Raw genomic sequence first — 21174 nt, 5'->3', positions numbered from 1 at the left:
CAGGAAACCGTCTCACCTCACTTTCTTTCTCGTTCTATAATACGAAGCGAATGGCGATTCCGCAGAGGAGTGCGCTCAAAATACTAAGTAAACTGCCAATGATATAATATTCCGCAAAACGGCGGTCTTCAAACTGCTTGAACCGCGCCAATGCTTTGAGAGCGATGATGAAGCCGATTGCACCAACCGCATTGACGGCGACGAGAATAACGATGATGGCCCGCTCGACGAGACCGATATAGCGACCAACGCCATTAATCTCTGTCGTGTAACTGCGGGCCGAATCCTCAACCTCGTGGGTGACGGAACGGCTGATCCCGTTCAATTGTTCCTTACGAGTCACTTTCCGCTCGAAATGGGATTCAATCAATCGGGGAGCGAACGGTAGCAGCAAGGGGGCGATGCCGCGTCCGACCAGTTCCGTCGCAACCAGGCTCCACATGATGATCCAAAGCACTTGGAAGGAGAGGGTGATATCACTTGGCCAACTGATCGGGAACATCACCGCAATCAGACCAATGATGATGCCGATATGTAACAGTTGATCAATCCAAAAAGCCGGTGCCGGTTTGATGATCCGCTTGAGTTGCGAGCGGTCAATGACGGCGTGTGATCCGATAATCGCACTGAAGAGATACAGGGCACTTACGAGCTCGATTTGTCCGGTCAGGTAAAAATAACTTAAGACAGCCGCTGTACAGAGGCTATGTATCCCGAGATGGACGAGCAGGGGGCGAAGCTTCCGGTGCTTGTGCTCCGCGATCCGTTTACCTTGCAGCGGGAAATCGGCAATGAGATGGGCAATCAGGAGGCTCAACAGTAAATTCATCCAATCGCCTCCCAGACCTGGAGTTGCTCGAGCGCTTGTATAAAAGCCGTTTCGAGTTGCTTCCGTTGTTTACGTTGCGAGCGGGCAACAAGTTTCGCGACGTTAATTCGGGCATCTTTTTCTTGAAAACCCATTTTTAGTCCGATTTCTTCATACGTTGCGTCCGGGAATCGGTCCATCAGTGTATGGAGCTCGACTTGACGATCTGTTTTCCCAAAATAAGCGGGATACAGCATATCGACATAGCCTGTTAGTAAAGCAGCCGGGAAATAAGGGGGGCCGGCGAAAACGATTTGATTGTCTGATTTTTTGGCCGCCTCTTGCGCTTCGAAGGCAAAAATGATGGCGCTACCGTTCGCTTCGTCGGCTTCTGTCGTCGAAAGCGTTTCATATTGACCAAATCCGACGCCGACATAACCGTCGAGCGGACCATTAACGAGTTCGAGTAAAACGGGATAACAGACTGGGTAGCTTTGGAAAACACCGAGTAAGCTGTCTCCAGACTTGATTTGAAATGGGACGAGTGCGTCTTTAAACTGGTCATTTAATTGCTCCGCCAACGTCCGGAGTGTCTGCAATAATTCTTCTTTGTGCGGAAAAGTGCGTGAATTTTTGACGTCAAATGAAATGGCGACGGCTTGCATCAAATTCCTCCTTTGTTACTGATATTTCGGTTACAACCGAAATGTTACCGTTATAAAGGTAACAAATGATTTGTTACTGTATTTAGAGTAACAGGGGTGGAAGTAAAAAACAAAGGGGCAAACTGACTATTTTTTATGGGGGACATGCAAAAAAATTATTTTTCTTTACTAGTTAACATAACATATATTATCAATAGTTAAATAATCTTGTCTCATAAGTAAGGTAAACTCAATATAGTGAGACAAAACAAAAAAAACACGACATTAGCCGTGTTTGCGACAATCATATGGTTGATTACGTTCCAACCGATGAATGAGCCGATCAAGAAAAATATGATGCCGGCGTTCGAGCTGTGTGATGCGATCAAGCGGCAACCAGGCGAAATGGAAAAAATCACCGCAATCTTGACCGTCACCCGCAACACAATGCGTCCATCTGTTTTCTTGGCATTCGATATGGGCATGATAGAAATATGTGTAATGGACCCGCATCCGCTCTGGGTAACGCATCTCTTCTTCGCCAACGTATTGAACGGTCGCAAGTGATAGACCACTTTCTTCCAGCGTCTCGCGGACGGCTGCTTCCTTGGCGATTTCTGCGTCTTCAATCGTCCCGGCAGGAATCTGCCAGTCACTATCTGGAGCTGATTGTGGATGAAAAACAAGTAGTTCCCATCCCTCTGGTTGTTCCCGTGTGATATAGATTGCTACTTTTTCGCGTCGTCTGAATTTCATCTTCATCACCTCTCCAGTTAGGCAGATGGCACAAAAGCAGCTAAGGACGGATCCGTAGCTGCTTGAGAAATACATATAAGCTACGCTTCGAACCGCTTCGCGTCTGATGTGACATGCTTGACCTGACCATTTTCTTTTATTGTAGCGGTTATTGGTCACTCTTTCAATTTGTAAACTAAAGATTCACCGATAATTTGTGGAAATAATCTAAAAAAATGATTAAAAAGACGACATTTCCTACAAAAAGACAGAAAAAAAGACGTCCCCCACGCTTCATCGTGAGGGACGTCTGACCGTCAAACGGTATACCAGTCAACGAGTGGACCGAATTTTTCTTCATCATACGCAAACGAACCATTCGATAACCGATCGAGATAAGACAAGGAACCGATTTGAATCGATTTTGCCTGCTCTTTTCCAATCAAAACGAGTTCTTTTTGATTCGTTACATCAAGTAATGCCGCCACCTGGTGCGGTTTTGATTTTAAATCACGCAACAATTGCTGACCGCGTAAGGCACGATTCGTGATTTGGAACTGATCCGAAAGGCGCATCTTCTTCAAGGCACCCCGCTGTGTCAGTAAGACGATATTCGGTGCTTGCATAAAGGCGATCGCCCCTGCGACGACATCATCATCCTTCAGGTTGATGGCTTTGACACCTGCCGCCCGAACGCCGACGACCGGCACATCGTCTTCCGTGAACCAAAGACCAAAGCCGTTTTGCGTTGCGAGGAACAATTGTTTCTCGCCAGTCGAGACCGCAGCATAGAGGACCTCGTCATCTGCTTTTAAGCGGACGCCTTGCAATGGTTTCGACTTCCGCTGGGCATTGTAATCGCTCAGTTTCGATCGTTTGACCATTCCTTGGCGAGTCACGAACAGACAATGTGACGTTTCATCAAACGTCCGGACGAGATCAATCGAGAGGACACGGTCGCCCGGTTCGAGTGGTACGAGATTGGCGACATGTTGCCCACCATCCTTCCATTTCGTATCTGGGAGCTGATGAACGGGAATCAATAAGTAATTACCGCGTATCGTCCAGACGATGACGTGATCGGTCGTCATCGCTTGCCCTTGATAGAGCAGACGATCTTGTTCTTTCATCTCCGGAAGGTCGTTCGAGGCACCAAATGAACGGAGCGACGAGCGTTTGATGTAGCCGTTTTTCGACATGAAGACCATCGTTTCTTCGACGGCGATCATGACTTCCGTCTTCAGCTTCAGTTCTTCGACTTCGGCTTCGACGGTCGAACGGCGTTCATCCGCGACTTGATCCTTTAAGATGCTCAATTCTTTAATGATGAGGCGGTTCCGCGTCTTCTCATCGTTCAAGATTTTCTCGAGACGCGTGACTTCCTTCTCGAGTTTTTCAGCCTCTTCCTGCAATTCGACGATGTCCGTATTTGTCAGGCGATACAGTTGGAGCATGACGACAGCTTCTGCTTGTCGGTCCGAGAAGGCGAAGCGTTCAATCAGATTCTCTTTTGCTTCCGCTTTGTTCGTCGCAGCCCGAATCAGACGGAGTGTCTCATCGAGGACGGAAATCGCAGTCATTAAGGCAGAGACGACTTCCTGGCGGCGTTTCGCTTGATCGAGATCAAACGTTGTCCGGCGGATGACGACTTCCTTGACGTGGCTTAAATAAGCATCCAGTAAGGCGAGCACACCCATTTGACGCGGTGTCCGCTCATGGATGGCGACCATATTGTAGTTATAGGCGACTTGGAGGTCGGTTTGTTTGAGGTAAAAATGTAAAATCCCCTCTGCATCAGCCTCTTTTTTCAGTTCGATGACGACACGCAGTCCATCCCGGTCCGTTTCATCGCGGACTTCAGCCACTCCTTCGACTTTACGGTCGAGGCGTAATTCTTCCATCCGTTTGACGAGATTTGCTTTGTTGACTTCGTACGGCAGTTCCGTGATGACGATTTGCTGACGTCCCCCGCGGAGTGTCTCGATTGTCGCCCGCGACCGGATGATGACTTTCCCGCGTCCTGTTTCGAACGCTTTTTTGATCCCGTCGAGCCCTTGCACGACGCCACCAGTCGGGAAATCAGGTCCTTGCATGTGTGTCAGCAGGTCGTTGACGTCATTGACCGTGCCTGAGATGCGACCGATTGCCGCGTCGAGGACTTCGCCCGCGTGGTGCGGAGGAATCTCTGTCGCGTATCCGGCAGAAATCCCGGTCGAGCCGTTCATCAACAAGTTCGGTAACAACGACGGTAAAACGAGTGGTTCTTCCGTCGTATCATCGAAGTTGAGGGTATAGTCGACCGTCTGTTTATTGATGCCGTCTAGAATCAAGCTTGAGACTTTCGAGAGACGCGCTTCCGTATACCGCATCGCGGCCGCGCTATCGCCGTCGATCGATCCATTATTCCCTTGCATGTCGACGAGCGGGTACCGTAACTTCCACTCCTGACTCAAGCGGACCATCGCCTCATAGACAGACGAGTCGCCGTGAGGATGGTAATTGCCGATGACGACCCCGACCGTCTTGGCAGACTTCCGGTACGCACGGTCAAACAGATTCCCTTCCGTATGCATTGCATAGAGAATACGCCGCTGGACGGGTTTGAGCCCGTCGCGCGCATCCGGTAAAGCCCGGTCTTGAATGATGTATTTCGAATAACGTCCGAACCGGTCACCGACGACCTGTTCGAGCGATAAATTTAAGATGTTTTGTAGATTAGACATGCTTTGTCACACTCGCTTTCGTCACGTGTTCATTTTCAATGATTGAGATGTCTTCCGCGAGTCCGAACGCGACGTTATCTTCAATCCATGACCGGCGGTGGCCGACGTTATCGCCCATCAAGACGGAAACACGTTTTTCAGCAACGGCGGCGTCGTCGATCGTGACGCGAATCAATGTCCGGGTCTCAGGATCCATCGTCGTTTCCCAAAGTTGAGGAGCATTCATCTCACCAAGTCCTTTGTAGCGTTGGATCATATAGCCTTTACCATACTTTTTCGTTGTTTTCGCCAGTGTGTCTTCATCCCAGACATACTCGAACTTCTCCGTTTTTCCCTTACCTTTCGAGACACGATACAGCGGCGGTAAAGCGACGAAGACTTTCCCGGCGTCAATCAACGGACGCATGTACCGGAAGAAGAACGTCAGCAGGAGGACTTGAATGTGGGCGCCATCGGTATCGGCATCGGTCATGATGATGACCTTGTCGAAATTACAGTCGGACAGGTCGAAATCTGCCCCGACCCCGGCTCCAATCGCATGGATGATCATGTTGATTTCTTCATTCTTCATGATGTCCGCGAGTTTCGCTTTTTCCGTATTGAGGACTTTCCCGCGTAACGGTAAAATCGCTTGGAACGTCCGGTTCCGTCCTTGTTTTGCAGAACCTCCGGCAGAATCTCCCTCGACGAGGAACAATTCATTTTTGTCGGCGTTTTTTGAAGCGGCCGGTGTCAATTTCCCGTTTAAGATGCTGGAACGTTTCTTTTTCTTGCCGTTGCGCGCTTCTTCCCGGGCTTTGCGGGCTGCTTCGCGCGCTTGTGCCGCACGAATGGCTTTTTTAATGAGCAAAGTCGCCGTTTGCGGGTTTTCTTCAAGGTACGTCGACAGACGGCGGCTGATGACGGCGTCACAACTCGTCCGTGCTTCAGGAGAACCGAGTTTTGACTTCGTTTGTCCTTCGAACTGGAGGAATTCTTCCGGAATCCGAATCGAGACGATCATCGTCAAGCCTTCCCGGATATCATTGCCGTCGAGATTTTTATCTTTTTCTTTTAATAAGCTATTTTTACGGGCATATTCGTTCATGACGCGGGTCATTGCCGTTTTCGAACCGACTTCATGGGTTCCACCGTCACGCGTCCGGACGTTATTAACGAACGACAGGACGTTTTCCGAGTAGGCGTCCGTGAATTGGAACGCGATATCGACTTCGATTTCGTTTTCGACGCCTTCAAACGCGACCGTCGGATGCAGGACATCCTTGTCGTCGTTCAAATAACCGACGAACTCGCTAACCCCTTCTTCGTATTGGAAGACATCTGCTTTGTCGGACCGTTCGTCCGTCAACGTGATTTTCAAGCCTTTTAAGAGGAAAGCGGATTCACGAAGACGTTCAGCGAGCGTTTCGTAGTTGTACGTCAAGGTACTGAAAATTTTCGCATCCGGCTTAAAATAGACGCCTGTTCCTTTTTGACGCGTCGCTCCCGTCTCAAGTAACGTCGTTTTAGGCATTCCGCCATTTTCAAACGTTTGCTCGAACTGTTTTCCGTCACGATAAATCGTCACCTTCAAGTCTGTTGATAAGGCATTGACGACGGAGGCACCGACACCATGCAATCCACCAGACGTCTTATAACCGCCTTGCCCGAATTTTCCGCCGGCGTGGAGAACGGTGAAGATGACTTCTGCCGTCGGTTTCCCCGACGCGTGCATTCCCGTCGGCATCCCGCGCCCGTGGTCACGGACCGTGATGGCGTTATCTTTATGGATCGTGACATCGATCTGTTCCCCGAACCCGGCAAGGGCTTCATCGATCGCGTTATCGACGATCTCATACACCAAGTGGTGGAGACCACGGTGGTCAGTCGAGCCGATATACATACCTGGGCGCTTCCGGACAGCTTCGAGTCCTTCGAGCACCTGGATGGCATCGTCATTATAATTGTTTAAATCTGTCGCCATAGTTTTCACCTCATATAGAAAAACGTCGATTTTCCAAACATTCGTTCGTTTTTCTAGTAGTCTGTATCTAATTGTAGGCATCTTCTTGCTATCTGACAAGGGGGAACGTAAAAAAGACACTCACTCGCGCTTGAGTAAGTGTCTTAATTTGATCCGAAATCATAAGTATTGGTGTTCGATTTTGATGCATCGATTTTCGATATACGGGATTCCTGCCCCGAGCGCTAAACTTTCCGCTTCGACGCTCGACAGACCGAGCTGGTTCCAAATCATCCCTACGTCGCCATGGGCAACCGCTTCTTTTGCAGCGTCCGCTAAAAACTCGGAGCGACGGAACACGTCGACGATATCGATATGACCCGGGATGCTATCGACCGTCGGATAAACTTTTAATCCGTTCCATTCGTCAAGCGTCGGATTGACGGGAACGACCTCGTACCCGTGCTGCACAAGGTAATCGGCGATCCAGTTCGCAGTTTTCCCGGAATCACTTGAAATCCCGACGACGGCAATCCGTTTCGCTTCTTTTAGTAATTGGCGTGCTTGTTGATCAGAAATCATTCATTTCTCCCCCTATACGTAATTGAGTCAATCTTCTTGTCTATACCCGAATCACTTTCGGTTAAGCCGTGTTTCTAAAAGTTCGCGACAATTTCGAGAAAAAACGAAAAACGTTCTGTACGAAAATGAGACGACCAACCACCTGTCGAAGTCATGTTCGATGCAACTGAGAGCGAAATTGGTTTTCAAGAATATTTTTCTGAATTCGTTCTGTCAAGGTGACATAATATAATTATTGTTCTCTTTGATGTAAGGAATTACACCTTTCGTTGATTTGCATCGAGTTGACCAGTCGCCCGTGAGTCGGAAAGTCGATGCAACTGAGGGCTCCCTGTCTGACAATTTAACATTGCGTGAAATAACTATTTCACGCAAACTAGTGTGCCGTCTACCAACGTTTGGTATAGTAAGGTCAGAGGGGGAATAGACTGATGAGTTTATTTAAAAATCTAGGAAAAACCGTTAAAACCGTCCAAATTCCAGCCCATACTGTTGATCTACCAGGCTATCACCGAATGCCGGAATTTATTCGCGATTACATCGACCACTTAGCTTCAAAAAATTTCTCAAAAGCAACGATGCGTCGGTATGTGTATGACTTTGATTCGTTTTTTAGTTTTGTCGCTGCAGCGTCAGGTCAAGATGTCCGGGCGATTGATATCACGCAAGAGGCATTTCTTGAGATTGACGGCGCGGGAATTGCGGCTTACGCCGAATACTTAGCCTTGACGAAGGGCAATGCCCCGAGTGTCATCAACCGGAAGTTGTCGGCGTTACAATCGTTATTTCGCCATTTGATCGACATCGGCGTCCTGTCGGAAAACCCGGTCGCAAAAATCAACCGTCCGAAACAGGCAAAACGTGATCCGGTCTACTTAACGAAACGTGAATGGGATGAATTGATTCAATTGCTGCCGTCGAACATTGAGATGAATCCGCGGGAGGCGGCCCATTATGAGCGTGACCGCGTCCGTGACGTGACGTTGTTCCAGCTACTCGGCTATAGCGGGATGCGTCTCAGCGAGATGACACAATTGACGTGGAACGATCTCGATTTTCATGAAGGGACGATTCGGGTGATTGGTAAAGGCAACAAGGAGCGGGTCATCCCACTTGCGCAACCGGCACGCGTCGCCCTCAGAAAGTATGCCGCGCACTATCAGTTGTCGATGCGTGGGAAAGATGCTGTATTCGAAAAACAAGGGAAACCGCTCAGCCCGCGGGCGGTCCAACATATATTAAAGCGGCATACCGATCGGTTACGATCGGTCTTACCGTTTTTGGAACGAAAACAAATCACACCGCACAAGTTACGGCATACGTTTGCGACGCGTCTCGCGACAGGCGGCGTCGATGTCTTGACGATTCAGCAACTCCTTGGGCACGAGTCCGTCGCGACGACTCAAGTCTATGCCCATATCGGCGATCAGGAGAAAAAACGGGCGATTGAATTATTTGATGGTGAACGATAATAGTATTATGTCACCTTATAGTAAAGGAGACCACAGATGAATTTTGGATTAAGTGAACGAAAAATCAAACAAATGTCAGATACCTATGCCTTTCGCCGCGGAAAACGGTATGTGACGGCAAAAAAAGTGACCTTACGCAACTACACACCGGGTGATGTATTCGTCGAGGCGGAAGTTGCCGGTGAAACACGTTTTCATGTCCACGTCCACCTCCGGGAAACGGGTGTTGACGCCGGATGCAACTGTCCCTCACTCGCCATGGATGCCTCGTTTTGCGGGCATATCGTCGCGGTGCTGTTAGCCTTACAACAAATTCAAGCCTACGGGACGCCCGGACCGAATCGTCCGGCCATCACACCGTTTTCAGCGCAACCGACAATTGAAGATGCCTCAGCTGCAACCTATCTTGCGGCATTGACGCGCGAAAATAAAGCGCAGCTCCGGTTTGACGTCCGCGACGGCGGGGTTGCACTCGAAAGCCTGACGACACAACGCAGTTATCTCTTGTCCCTGCCCTACTTCGACCGTTTACTGAACGACCGCGACTGGTTACGGGAACGGGCGGACATCTGGATGAGTGCCGCTGTCCGGGGCCGACTCGTCAGCGGGTCCCCTCGCGTCAAACTGGCTCTCGACCGGATCAATACCCGGCTGGAAGTCGTCGTCACGTTTGATTACGACGGCAAAACCGTCAACCCGTTGACTCCGACACGCTGGATCGGGCGTGACTTATCGACGGAGCGGGCGGTGACGCGTTACTTGAAAGCGACAGGACTCCGCGCGGATCAAGCCCGTTATGTAGTAGAAGGAGAAAGTAATCACTACGTTGTCTTAAAAGGTTTACTTGACCCGATGGTTGCCCTCGGTCAACTCGAGTTATACGCGACGGCGAGTATCAAAACGGCATTGCTCCCCGGTCCATTCCATCCGAAAATTGAAGTCAATGTGACGAAGCGACTCGATTGGTTGACATTCAAGTTTTCGATGGACGGGATTTCAGAACAAGAACTGTCGGCGGTCCTTGCGTCACTCGTGACGCAAAAGACGTACCACCGTTTACGTTCAGGACAATTGCTGTCGCTTGAAGACCGTGCCTTCACGCAAATCAAACGACTGTTACAGGAAGTCGAAGCGACGGAACAGACGTTACTTGAAGCGGAATTGACCGTTCCTGCCGTGCCGAACTTGGCCCTGTTGACCCCGGCTGCCTTCTTGACGGTCCACAGTCAACTGAAGGAACGATTGCTCGAGATGAAAGCCGGAAAAACAGAGCGACTGGCGTTACCGGAACCGCTCGCGACACAACTTTTGCCGTATCAGCAAGACGGCGTCCGCTTCTTCAAGAGTCTTGCGGCACACGACTGTCATGGCATCTTAGCGGACGAGATGGGACTCGGCAAAACGATTCAAGCCATCGGTTATATCGAAACGCTCCCGAGTTCACGTGTCTTGATCGTCGCCCCGGCGTCACTCCTCTACAACTGGGCAGCAGAGCTGCACCGCTTTGCCCCGACACGCACCGTTCGTGTGCTCAGCGGGAGTCGTGCGTCGCGCTTACGACAGCTCGAAGACTTGCCGGACGACGTCATTCTCATCATCTCCTACCCGTCGCTCCGGCTCGACATCAAAAATCATCAAACGATCCATTACGATTGTATCTTTTTTGATGAAGCACAACATCTGAAGAATCCACGGTCGCAGACGACGGTCAGCTTAAAACAACTGTGGGCGACGCGGCGGTTTGCCTTGACGGGGACGCCGCTCGAAAACAAGACGCTTGATCTCTGGTCAATCTTTGACGTCGTCTTCCCGGCACTCTTGCCGGACCGGCAACGGTTTCTCGACTGGTCAGCACGGGACGTTCAACAATTCGTCGAACCGTTTTTGCTGCGCCGGACGAAAAAAGATGTTTTGCAACAGTTGCCGGCGAAACAAGTCGTCCATCAGTACACGGAACTGACGGCGGCACAGAAAAAACTCTATGCCGCCCACTTGGCAAAGTTACAGCTCGAGACGTTACAGCATCTCGATCAGTCAAAACCGGAAGAACGGATGAAGTTACTCGCCGGATTGACCCGGCTCCGGCAAATCTGTTGCGATCCCCGGTTGTTCGTCGAAAACTACCGTGGTCGGTCGGCGAAACGGGACCGGTTGCTCGCCTTGATTCAAGAAAAACGGGCAGCAGGCAAACGGATCTTAATTTTTTCACAGTTTACAAAAATGCTCGATTTGATTCGGGACGACCTGCATGAGTTGCACCTCCCTCATTTCGAACTGCGCGGGGATACACCGATTGCGGAGCGTCTCGAACGCTGCGACCGTTTTAATGCAGGCGAAGTCGATCTGTTTTTGATTTCACTGAAGGCGGGCGGCACCGGACTGAACCTGGCGACGGCGGATACTGTCATCTTATATGACAGTTGGTGGAATCCGGCTGTCGAACAGCAAGCGGCTGACCGGGCACACCGGATGGGACAAACACAGACGGTCGAAGTCATTAAATTAATCACGAAAGGCACGATCGAAGAAAAAATCATCGAGCTGCAGGAACGGAAAGCGACACTCGTGACGGACATACTTGAACAACCGGCGTCACTTGCGTTATCGGTCGATGAGATGGTTCAATTGCTTGAATAAGAGGAAAGGCACCGATTTCTTAATAGGATGTAAACCGTTGCTGCTCTAGGGAGAACAGGTTTCTGGCTATCGTTTTTTCGCCGGTTGATGTTTAGCTTTTAATGTTACGGGGGTATAACTATCATAGCACCGCATCAGCGAGTTGCTTTTACAACCACATGTTTCTCAATATCAGCGTAATGACCTGGGAGAGAAATGCTAACCACTCACTTCGATCTTCATTTTTATGAAATCAATTTGAAATAGCATTCGATGCACCGTCTTGATCCGGAACGATTCGTTCCACTCCTTTCTTCATTACCTTTTGAGGGCTATACCAAATTCAAGGGGGAAATGAACATGTCAGTAACATTAAAAGTAGAAGAACGCGAAGTACGCCCACGCTCACTTAGAAAGCAATTACGTCATGAAGGAAAAGCTCTTGGTGTTGTGTATGGTTACAAAGTGGAAAGTACACCGATTGCCTTTGACGAAAAAGCATTGATCAAAGTCGTTCGCGAACATGGTGAGAATGCACTTGTTGCACTTCAAATCGGTGGTAAAAAAGTCAACACACTGATCAATAAACTCGATATGGATATCTTCACACCAACAATCAAGCACGTTGAATTCATCGCTGTTAAAATGGATGAAGAAACAGAAGTCGAAACAGATATCGTCCTCGTCGGCGAAGCGGCTGGTGCAAAACTTGGTGGATATCTTTCACAAACACTCTTTAAAGTAACAGTTGCAGCTACACCAGATAAATTACCGGAACGCGTCGAAGTCGATGTGACAAATCTTAACCTCGGTGATTCTCTATCGGTTTCGGATTTACCGGAAGAAAAAGAATACCGTATCGTTACGGAAGGTGACATTCAAGTCGTTGCCGTCGTCGAATCGACACTTGAAGCGGATCTCGAAGAAGCAGATGCTGAAGAATCAGCTGAAGCGACAGAAGAGGTTTCTACTGAAGAACACACGGAAGAAAAAGAATAATTTTTCTTACCCTCCCCTCGCGGAGGGTTTTTTTATCTGTATTGACAACTGTCAGTAGAGTCGGTACAGTAAATAGCGTACACATTATATGCACATCCACTAGGGGAGCCCATTGGCTGAGACGATTCACTTCGGACCCTTTGAACCTGATCTAGTTCATACTAGCGTAGGAAAGTGGAGCGGTAATTCGTTCAATTTTTCTGCATGTTTGCAGATTCAGCGACCGCTCTCTTTCATAGAGGGCGGTCTTTTTGTTTGTCTGGTGGTTGTGCCAAAGGGAGATAGGAACATGAACAGTTGGAAAATGAAAGAAATCATTGTCATGATGATGTTGTCGGTTGCTTGCGGGGTACTCTACTTAGGGTGGTCGACATTGTGGTTACCGATTTCCGCGATCTTCGGACCGGTCGGATCGAACTGGATGTTCGGGATTTGGGTCATCGCGAGTCCGCTTGTCGCCTACATCATTCAAAAGCCCGGGGCAGCACTGATTGCAGAAGTCGTCGCCGCGGCTGTCGAATTATTCACGGGGAGTCACTTCGGATTATCGGCCTTATTGATTGGTTTCGCTCAAGGAATCGGTGCCGAAATCGCTTTTGCCCTCTTCGGATACCGGAAGTTCAACACAATGACGTTAGTTCTATCCGGAATGTTCGCCGCAATCGGTAGTATGGTCTATAGTCTTGTCGTCAATGGTTTCGCCTACTATACGACGACGACACTTCTGTTGACGTTTTCCCTTCAACTCGTCAGCGGTGCATTGCTCGGTGGATTACTTGCGAAAGTCATCGTCGATGCGCTCGTCAAGACAGGGACGTTGAACGGTTATGCGATCGGGCGTAAGCGGCGGAAGCCGGATGCAGCATGATTCATTGTAACGACTTGTCTGTCCGCTATCCGGGGCAACATGACAACGTCCTGCACAAGGTGACGGTGACGCTACACGAAGGGGAAACGACGTTGCTCGTCGGACCGAGCGGCAGTGGGAAAACGACGTTTTTACATGTTCTCGCCGGTTTATTACCTGACGCGATTGAAGCCGATGTCAGCGGCCACTGCAAAACGAATGGGACGGTCGGAATCCTTTTTCAAAATCCGGACGACCAGTTCTGCATGCAGACCGTCGGAGCGGAAGTTGCCTTTAGTCTTGAAAATCGCTCAGTCGACCGCAGTCAGATGGATGACCGGGTTGACGCCGTACTGGCACATGTCGGCCTTGATGTGCCGCTGACGACACCGATTATGCAACTGTCAGGAGGGATGAAACAACGACTCGCCCTCGCCTGCGTCCTAGCCCTTGAGCCGGATATTCTATTGCTTGACGAACCGACGGCGCAACTCGATCCGGCAGGACATCGGGTTTTGATGCAGCTGATTGAGGAACTCCATCACGACCGGACGTTGACGCTCGTTCTGATTGAACATCAGCTTGACCGCTGTGTGACGTTCAGTGACCGGGTGCTCGTCTTCGATCACGGCGGAACGATTTTACGTGATGGTCCGCCGCTTGATGTCTTCGGTCAGCATCGCGCTGAACTCGAACGACGCGGCATTGCAACACCGCTCCTCTACCCGTATGAACTGGAAACCGTGCCCCCCGCTTCTTCCCAGGCGGGGCGGTTACGAAAAACGAATAACATCCGTCCTCCGGTTCGGCACGACACGACGTTCGCGCTGACGCGCACCGCGATTAGCCGGCGTAAGCAAGTGATTGTCGATAACCTGTCGCTTGCAACACACGCCGGAGAATGGATCATGGTCGTCGGATCGAACGGTGCCGGGAAAAGCACGTTGCTCGAAACACTGGCGAAATTGATTCCGGCGCAAGGCGGTACGGTCCGCTTGTTCGAAAAAGAACTGCGGACATGGAAAAGTCGGAGCTATTACCGACACGTCGGATTCGTCTTTCAACAGCCAGAGCTCCAATTTCTCAAGCAGACGGTCGAAGACGAGCTCGTAATCAGCATGGATGCACCGACGCCGGAGCGGATTGAAACGGCGTTGCAATCCTACCGGTTAACCCATGTCGCCCGTCAGTCGCCCCTCGCCCTGAGCATGGGTCAAAAGCGACGGCTCAGCGTCGCAACGATGTTGTTAGAACCAAAAGACGTCCTGTTACTCGATGAACCGACGTTCGGTCAAGATGCCGAGACGACAAGTCAACTCATCGAGATGTTCGAGCAGGCGCGATTAAACGGGACGACGCTGATCATGGTGACGCATGACATGGAGCTGGTCCACCAGTATGCCGACCGGGTCCTCGTCCTTGGTGACGGGCGACTTCAGTTCGACGGCACACCGGACACTTTGTTTAAAGACGAGACGTTACTCGAGCATAACCAACTCTCTCGTCCGTTATCGTATTTGTATCAGCAACTCGAGGAGGTGAAACGTCGTGCAGGAAAACGACTCCCCGCTCGCACGTATTAATCCGGCACTCAAGCTCGGTGCCCTCCTGTACGTGATGGTGCTCTTGATTGCGGCACCGACGTTACGCGAAACGATAGCCTTACTTTTACTCGCTGCGGTCGGATTGGGCTGCTCCGGTTGGTCACTGTTGACGCTCGCCAAACGGGTCTCCCCCTACCTCGTCTTGTTCTTGCTGACATTTTGGATGATGGCAGCCTTCGGAAAAGGCAGTACGGAAGTTTGGTCATTCGGTTGGTTTCGCGTCACGGAAGAAAGTATCGGTCACGCCTGGTTGATCGCACTGCGGATGCTCGCCTTCGTCTTCCTCAGTTTGACGTTCATCGCGACGACCGACCAAACCCGGTTCGTCATGAGCCTGATTCATCAGTGCCGCCTTCCAGACCGTCTCGCATACGGCTTTTTAGCAGGGATTCGTTTTATTCCGATCTTCCAGCAGGAAATAAGAACAATCCGTCAAGCACGGCGTGTCCGCCAACAGCACTCGATTTGGCCATGGCAGACGTTTTTCGCCATCAGTTTACCGCTTTTTACGAACAGTATCATCCGTTCGGAACAAATCGCGATTGCGATGGAAGCGCGTCGGTTTCAGGCCGAGCGGACGTATTATGTCCGTCCGGTCGTGACGCGTCACGATCAAGTGTTTTTTGCTCTCGTTTGTCTCGTGGCGAGCTCGCTTCGGATTGTCCTATGACATTCATTAGATTAACGCAGACGGATTCAGGGAATCATAGTTTCGGAAGCAGTTAATTTAAAGAAGTAGGTGAAGGTTTGAAACGAATCGTATTAGTCGGGGCAGGTCATGCCCATTTAGAATGTATCAAGGAAGGAACGCATCCGGATGTTGAATGGATCGTCATCAACCCGTCCCGTTATCAGTATTATTCAGGAATGTTCTCCGGTCTTGCGGACGGCACGTATCGACTCGAGGAGACCCGGGTCGATGTCAAAGCACTCTGTTCTCTTCACGGAAAGACATTGATGGAGGACCGTGTCACGCGAATCGATCCGCAAACGAAACAAGTTTTCTGTCAGTCAGGCGAAATCATTTCTTACGACGTCGTATCGTGTAACATCGGTTCGAATGACTGGAATGTCTCAGATGCGACGTCACGCGTCACGATCAAGCCGAATTATCAAATCGATCAGGCGCTCCGTCAGTTTAAAGAGGCATCGTCGCCCGTCATCGTCGGGAGCGGTGCTGCTGCAATCGAGATGGCCGCCTCATTCCAATCGGACGGTTGTTCGGTCACACTCGTCCATGATGAACCGCTCCTCGCAGGACACCCGGCAGAAGCAAGCATCCTTGACCGGTTGGATACGCTGGGCGTGACACGCATCGTCGACCGGTTCCTCTCTCTTGATGAGCAAACCGTCCGGCTCCAGTCGGGTCAATCATTCAAAGCGGATGCCGTCCTGTTTTTAGGTGGCGCGTCAGCACTGGATCTGTTCAAGGCATCCGGCCTCTATTGTGACGACCGCGGATTTTTGCTCGTCCACGAGACGTTCCAGTCGCTAGAGGACCCTTCTCTGTTTGCCGTCGGCGACTGTGCGACGCTCGCCGCATATCCGAACACACCGAAGAACGGTGTAACCGCCGTCCGGCAAGCACCGGTCTTGCATGAGAACCTTCTTCGTTTCATCAATCAGGAACGTTTGCGGACGTTCCGGCCGCAAGCGCGTTACTTGACGATTCTTTCGATGGGACATCAGCAAGGGACCTTGCTTTACGGACGACACTATCAGACGAATCATTTGAGCTGGCGTTTGAAACAATGGATCGATCGCCGGTTCATCAAAAGTTATACAACATAAGAACTCGAATTTCGAATGAACTGGGTGTTCGGTTCAAGGCGGAACGTGCACTAAGGTGTCTGCATGTGGAACCTCCTAAAACAGAGAGGTATTCATTCCTCAATCTAGACACAAAAACAGCCATCACATACTTGCGATGGCTGTTTCAGACTGTAGACAACGTGCTATCAGGAAATCAAGCGTCTTTTTTCGTTACTTTCCTCGGGCGAGGCGCAAGCCGTTGCTCCTTGATCCTAACGGACAACGAGCAGGGTCTTGCCTGCCTCTGAAAGTGCGTTAAAAACGCACTTTTTCCCGTAGGAGTCAACGAAACGTGACGCTTTTTAGGGAATACCGTGAGATAAATCCAAATATGCAGACGGTTTAGAGCGTAATCTGTCTTGAATCGCTTAGAACTGCGAACGATTGCCGCTTTGAATACGAGGTGAGACAGGAAAGCGCATCTCGATATAGCATTTTCAGGCTTCATAACCGTTTAGCTACAGCTTTAACAGCCATCGCATACTTGCGATGGCTGTTTTTCGTGTCTTTGATTATTTTAAGAAAGCAAGTAACGTATCGTTGAATTTTTCGCGTTCATCGAGTACCGTCCCGTGCCCACTCTCTTCAAATGGTTCAATCCGTGAGTTCGGGATTCCTTTTTGCATCTCTTCCGCAAATTCAAACGGACAGACTTTATCTTTTTTGCCATGAATGATTAACGTCTCGACGTCAATCTGCGGCAATTCATTCCGTAAGTCTTCGTCGCGCAAGGCGATTGCCGATAAAATCGTGCCGTGAGAAGAGGCTGCGACACTTAAGTTGTGGAACCATTGTGTCAGCGGTTCTGAATGGTCTTGTTCAAAGAAGATTTTTCCGAATCCTTCAAGCATCGCCGGACGGTCTTTTCTCGTATCGGCAATCAAGTCATCGACTTCGTCTTTTGTCATCCCGTACGGGTACCCTTCCCGTTGCGTGAAGACCGGAGCTGCAGCACCCGCAAGAATCAATTTCGAGATTTTGCTCGATCCGTGGTTGAGCAGATAGCGTAACGCAATCCCGCCCCCCATTGAAAAGCCGAGTAACGCTGCGTCTTTCAGTTCGAGCTGCGTGATGACTTGATCGATGTCAGATGCCATCGTTGCATAATCATATCCGCTGGCTGGAGCATCCGATTTGCCATAGCCGCGGTAATCAACTCCGATGTAACGGTAGCCGGCGTCGAGCAAGGCATTCTTTTGATATTCGAACATGTTGTTATTCGCTGGCCATCCGTGTAACATGACGACCGGTTGTCCTGAACCGACATCTTCGACATAAATTTTAGTTCCGTCAACTGCTTGAATGAATGTACCCATTTGAATAACCCCCGTGTAGTAGTGAAATTCATGATGATTGAGTATTACCCGTTCTGATAGATTATTAACATCTTAAGGTTAAAGTGAAATGAAAAATAGATAAAATATGGAAAAATATATGGTAAAATAAGTAGAAAACGACGGGGAGGGATTGTCATTAAATCATGGTCACTGGCATTAGGACTGGCCTGCAGTCTCGTCTTGACCGGGTGCGGTCAAGAACGTTTATTGAAGCTTGAGTCCGTACCGGCGTACTGGTCAGTCGAACGTTTTACCGATCATCAATTCGTAGACGATGTATCGACGAAAGAGAAAAAACAATTGTTAAAAACGTGCAAGAATAAAAAGACGACGGCACTGCCCTCATCCTACCGGATCCTTAATACATATGAGATGTACTTTTCCTTAAAAACGCTTGAAATGTATGGAGCTCAAACCGAGGTCTTTTATCTCGCTGAAAAAGAAAACCTGTACCTCGCCTGCCGGTCGCGGGATACGCATCAATTAAAAATTCATCCGGTCGAAGCGAAAGACCATCCGTGGGTGAAGGTAGAACAAGGAACGGACAAAACGCCCTTGCAGACGCCGACATTTTTCCCGGTGACGGAAAAACAACGGACACGCCATGCGGATCAAAATCGTGAAGCGAAAACAGAGGGTGATTTCAGCCGTCGTCTCGCACCCTTCCATAACTTACATATGCCGATTGCAGGACAAATACTCGTCATCCTGACAGAGAACAACAAAGAGCACGTGCTCGTCGATGTCCCGACTTCGTTCATCAACCAGACGACAGACTTTTATTTGACGACGCGTCCGAGCGGGAACGGAGCAAATGCGACATATCATTCGATTACTTTCGAAAGTCCCGGTTGGTACCTGCAGGACCGGATCGTAATGACGACATATGATCAGGAAAAAGTCGACATGACGTATCATCCCTTACCGGAGACACTTACGGCGAACCAAACGATTCCGTATGTCACGTTACGCGCAAAAAATGACCTGGATGATATGGAAGAAAAAACGTTGTCCTTACGGTATCAGCCGGTCTATCAGAAGGTGAAGTTATTTGAAATGGATGATGAAGAACGCAATGACGGAATCAAAGGTTTCCTCCACCCGACGATCGAGTCCCTGCAAGAAGGCAACATCCGCAAAATTGGGATCATGCCGGATGAATTATCACTTGCCCTCGCGAACGAACTGAAACAGGTCACCCTCGAGCAACCGCAAGGAAATAAACCGTCGCTTCAGTATTTTACACTCGTCGACAAGGGGAAAACACAAACGTTCACCGTGTATTTAAAAAAGCGTGCCCAGAAAACAGATGTCTACCTGCAAGACACAACCTCGAAAAAAGGTACAAAATTGTCAGGTGAGCTGGCTGCACAGCTCGCGGAACAGATTGAGGGGGAATGAGATATGCGCATACGGTTCGTGTTGGCCCTCTGCCTCGTATTCTTAAGTGGCTGTGCTGAAGATCCGGAACCGGTTCAGTTCAGCTATGTACCGGACCTTTACGATACGTTAAACGTCAGCGACTTTAAAAGTGCCGATCCGAAACTGGGGAGCCTGATTCAAGAAGTCTGTCATCAGAAAAAGGTCAAGCCACCAAAACAGTATACGGTGGGTGACCATTATTACGTCTCGCTCGTCAACATCGGACTGTTCATCGAAGGCATGCGGGCGACGTACATCGAGTCGGACGGTCAACCATACCTTTATTGTGAAGATATGCGGCATCTGCCGACGTTCCATTCGCTAACGAAAAAACAAAATTCGTTTTCAACTTCAGCCTTGACGAAACCGGTGAAAAAGATCGAAATCAAGACCATTGATCCGAAAAATCGTCAACTGTACAGCCATCTGGTCGATCACGTTCGCAAGTCGCAAATGCAGTTGACACTTCCGACGACGGGATACCTCGTCATCCGGGCGACGAATGATCAGACGAAAGAAACAACCGTCACGAATGTGATGGAATTGACGCCGTTTGCTCACGGGATACCGCACTTCGTATTTATTGATAAGACGTACATGGACGACCGACATCAGATTCGTCCGCACCTGCTGACGGATGGGATCAATCTTCTTTTTGAAGCGCCGATTATCGAGGCGGAAAAACCAGTCAAGGTACGCTTTACACCGGCAGAACCGAACAGTCGGGGTGAGTATGGATTGCTACAGGTAACAACGACATCAGGAGAACGGTCGCGCTATACGTTGACCGTCAGACAGGAGTCCGAGCTACCGCCAGGCATCAAGCTGCTACCGGATGACGACGACAGTTCGGAGTCCCCCCGCCATGCCGTTTTTCATGACCGTCCGTTTCCAAAGGTCGACTACACACAAAAAACGCCATATGACGAATTGAGCGAGCAGGAATTCCTGATGACATCCGTCGAGGAAATGAAGACGTTGACAGGATTGATCAAGCAAAGTCAGGTCGCGGAGAAAAAGGGAAAACTCGCAGAGCGGTCCTATTTGACGCTCTTCAACGGAGATCAAGCACAACAGTATCGGATTTATCTCGATCGACGTGTCAAAAAGACGGATATCTACCTTGAAGACCGGACGCGGAAAATCAGCTTTAAATTGACGCCGGAAGCACGGGACTTACTGCTCGATTCCTATCAGATCAACTGATTAGAATAAAAAATGCTGGGTGACATAAATGAGACAACATACGAGGATGAAGACAATGCCTTCTTGCAACCATTCTGCACGGGACAGCGGTTCCCGCAAAAACGAGGCACAACCGATCAGGATGGCAAAGAAATAAAGATAGACGAATCCACCTGACAGTAAAAAACCGAGAATCAATACCATGCCGAATACTACGGTCATACCGGATACAATCAGTTTCCGTCGCGTCATGCTGTCTCACCTCTGTTGTCCGTTTTAACTCTTTTACCCATTTCTGCGAAAGAACATGTAAAATGCCTGACATCCGAAGAACGGGTGTCAGGCATTTCAGACTGTAGACAAACCCTCATATCCACTTGGAAATGAGGGTTTGTCTTATGTATGCGTAAAAAATATGACACTCCATTAGGATTCCGACTGGAATC

General features: G+C 49.6%; 17 protein-coding genes and 1 riboswitch. Of the genes, 9 read left to right on the top strand and 8 right to left on the bottom strand.

All coding sequences use genetic code 11. From position 1 onward, the window contains the following. Positions 1–34: 34 nt before the first annotated feature. The 6 genes from KNP94_RS04520 to KNP94_RS04495 form a co-directional block, all read right to left on the bottom strand. Complete coding sequence (locus KNP94_RS04520) at positions 35–829, bottom strand: DUF3307 domain-containing protein (protein WP_214891819.1); 795 nt, start codon at positions 827–829, stop codon at positions 35–37. Then, complete coding sequence (locus tag KNP94_RS04515; protein ID WP_214891817.1) at positions 826–1473, bottom strand: hypothetical protein; 648 nt, start codon at positions 1471–1473, stop codon at positions 826–828. Before KNP94_RS04515 ends, KNP94_RS04520 begins: the two co-directional genes overlap by 4 nt. Positions 1474–1737: 264 nt before the next feature. Further along, positions 1738–2208: an NUDIX domain-containing protein gene (locus tag KNP94_RS04510; RefSeq protein WP_235195152.1), complete on the bottom strand. Its 471-nt coding sequence runs from the start codon at positions 2206–2208 to the stop codon at positions 1738–1740. A 296-nt stretch (positions 2209–2504) separates the two neighbouring features. Beyond that, positions 2505–4910, bottom strand: a complete 2406-nt coding sequence (gene parC / locus KNP94_RS04505; protein ID WP_215115334.1) for a DNA topoisomerase IV subunit A — start codon at positions 4908–4910, stop codon at positions 2505–2507. Beyond that, a complete protein-coding gene (gene parE / locus KNP94_RS04500) occupies positions 4903–6873 on the bottom strand; it encodes a DNA topoisomerase IV subunit B (RefSeq protein WP_214891813.1) in 1971 nt (656 codons plus the stop codon). The genes parC and parE overlap by 8 nt, the downstream gene beginning before the upstream one ends. 159 nt (positions 6874–7032) lie before the next feature. Then, positions 7033–7434: a CoA-binding protein gene (locus tag KNP94_RS04495; protein ID WP_088837166.1), complete on the bottom strand. Its 402-nt coding sequence runs from the start codon at positions 7432–7434 to the stop codon at positions 7033–7035. A 431-nt stretch (positions 7435–7865) separates the two neighbouring features. On the opposite strand from KNP94_RS04495, the gene KNP94_RS04490 reads away from it, so the two are divergent. From KNP94_RS04490 to KNP94_RS04460, 7 genes are all read left to right on the top strand, one after another. Next, on the top strand, positions 7866–8906 hold the full coding sequence (locus KNP94_RS04490; RefSeq protein WP_251132166.1) for a tyrosine-type recombinase/integrase: 1041 nt from the start codon (positions 7866–7868) through the stop codon (positions 8904–8906). A 36-nt stretch (positions 8907–8942) separates the two neighbouring features. Then, positions 8943–11543 (top strand): DEAD/DEAH box helicase, encoded by a 2601-nt coding sequence (locus tag KNP94_RS04485; RefSeq protein ID WP_215115333.1) that lies wholly within the window; start codon positions 8943–8945, stop codon positions 11541–11543. A gap of 339 nt (positions 11544–11882) precedes the next feature. After that, positions 11883–12521 (top strand): 50S ribosomal protein L25/general stress protein Ctc, encoded by a 639-nt coding sequence (locus tag KNP94_RS04480; protein WP_214771044.1) that lies wholly within the window; start codon positions 11883–11885, stop codon positions 12519–12521. A gap of 91 nt (positions 12522–12612) precedes the next feature. Next, positions 12613–12711, top strand: a riboswitch (TPP riboswitch). Positions 12712–12810: 99 nt separating this feature from the next. Continuing rightward, a complete protein-coding gene (locus KNP94_RS04475; protein ID WP_088837162.1) occupies positions 12811–13389 on the top strand; it encodes an ECF transporter S component in 579 nt (192 codons plus the stop codon). Then, complete coding sequence (locus KNP94_RS04470) at positions 13386–14951, top strand: ABC transporter ATP-binding protein (RefSeq protein ID WP_251132566.1); 1566 nt, start codon at positions 13386–13388, stop codon at positions 14949–14951. The genes KNP94_RS04475 and KNP94_RS04470 overlap by 4 nt, the downstream gene beginning before the upstream one ends. Beyond that, positions 14917–15642, top strand: a complete 726-nt coding sequence (locus KNP94_RS04465) for an energy-coupling factor transporter transmembrane component T family protein (RefSeq protein WP_214801715.1) — start codon at positions 14917–14919, stop codon at positions 15640–15642. The genes KNP94_RS04470 and KNP94_RS04465 overlap by 35 nt, the downstream gene beginning before the upstream one ends. A 77-nt stretch (positions 15643–15719) precedes the next feature. Continuing rightward, the gene (locus KNP94_RS04460; RefSeq protein WP_215115332.1) at positions 15720–16763 is read left to right on the top strand and encodes an NAD(P)/FAD-dependent oxidoreductase; all 1044 of its coding nucleotides are present in this window, start codon (positions 15720–15722) and stop codon (positions 16761–16763) included. 533 nt (positions 16764–17296) lie between these two features. On the opposite strand, the gene KNP94_RS04455 is transcribed toward KNP94_RS04460, so the two are convergent. Next, entirely contained in the window at positions 17297–18100 is an 804-nt protein-coding gene (locus KNP94_RS04455; RefSeq protein WP_088837159.1) for an alpha/beta fold hydrolase, read from the bottom strand. A 201-nt stretch (positions 18101–18301) separates the two neighbouring features. Here KNP94_RS04455 and KNP94_RS04450 point away from each other — a divergent pair, with 201 nt between their 5' ends. Together KNP94_RS04450 and KNP94_RS04445 are read left to right on the top strand one after the other, a co-directional pair. Continuing rightward, positions 18302–19522, top strand: coding sequence for a hypothetical protein (locus KNP94_RS04450; protein ID WP_088837158.1), 1221 nt, complete (start codon positions 18302–18304; stop codon positions 19520–19522). 3 nt (positions 19523–19525) lie between these two features. Further along, entirely contained in the window at positions 19526–20749 is a 1224-nt protein-coding gene (locus KNP94_RS04445; RefSeq protein ID WP_088837157.1) for a hypothetical protein, read from the top strand. On the opposite strand, the gene KNP94_RS04440 is transcribed toward KNP94_RS04445, so the two are convergent. Next, positions 20750–20980: a hypothetical protein gene (locus KNP94_RS04440; protein WP_029330173.1), complete on the bottom strand. Its 231-nt coding sequence runs from the start codon at positions 20978–20980 to the stop codon at positions 20750–20752. Positions 20981–21174: the final 194 nt, after the last annotated feature.

This window comes from Exiguobacterium sp. s80 (assembly GCF_018618725.1).
Lineage (GTDB): Bacteria > Bacillota > Bacilli > Exiguobacteriales > Exiguobacteriaceae > Exiguobacterium_A > Exiguobacterium_A oxidotolerans.
This window is presented reverse-complemented; position numbering and strand designations above follow the sequence as displayed.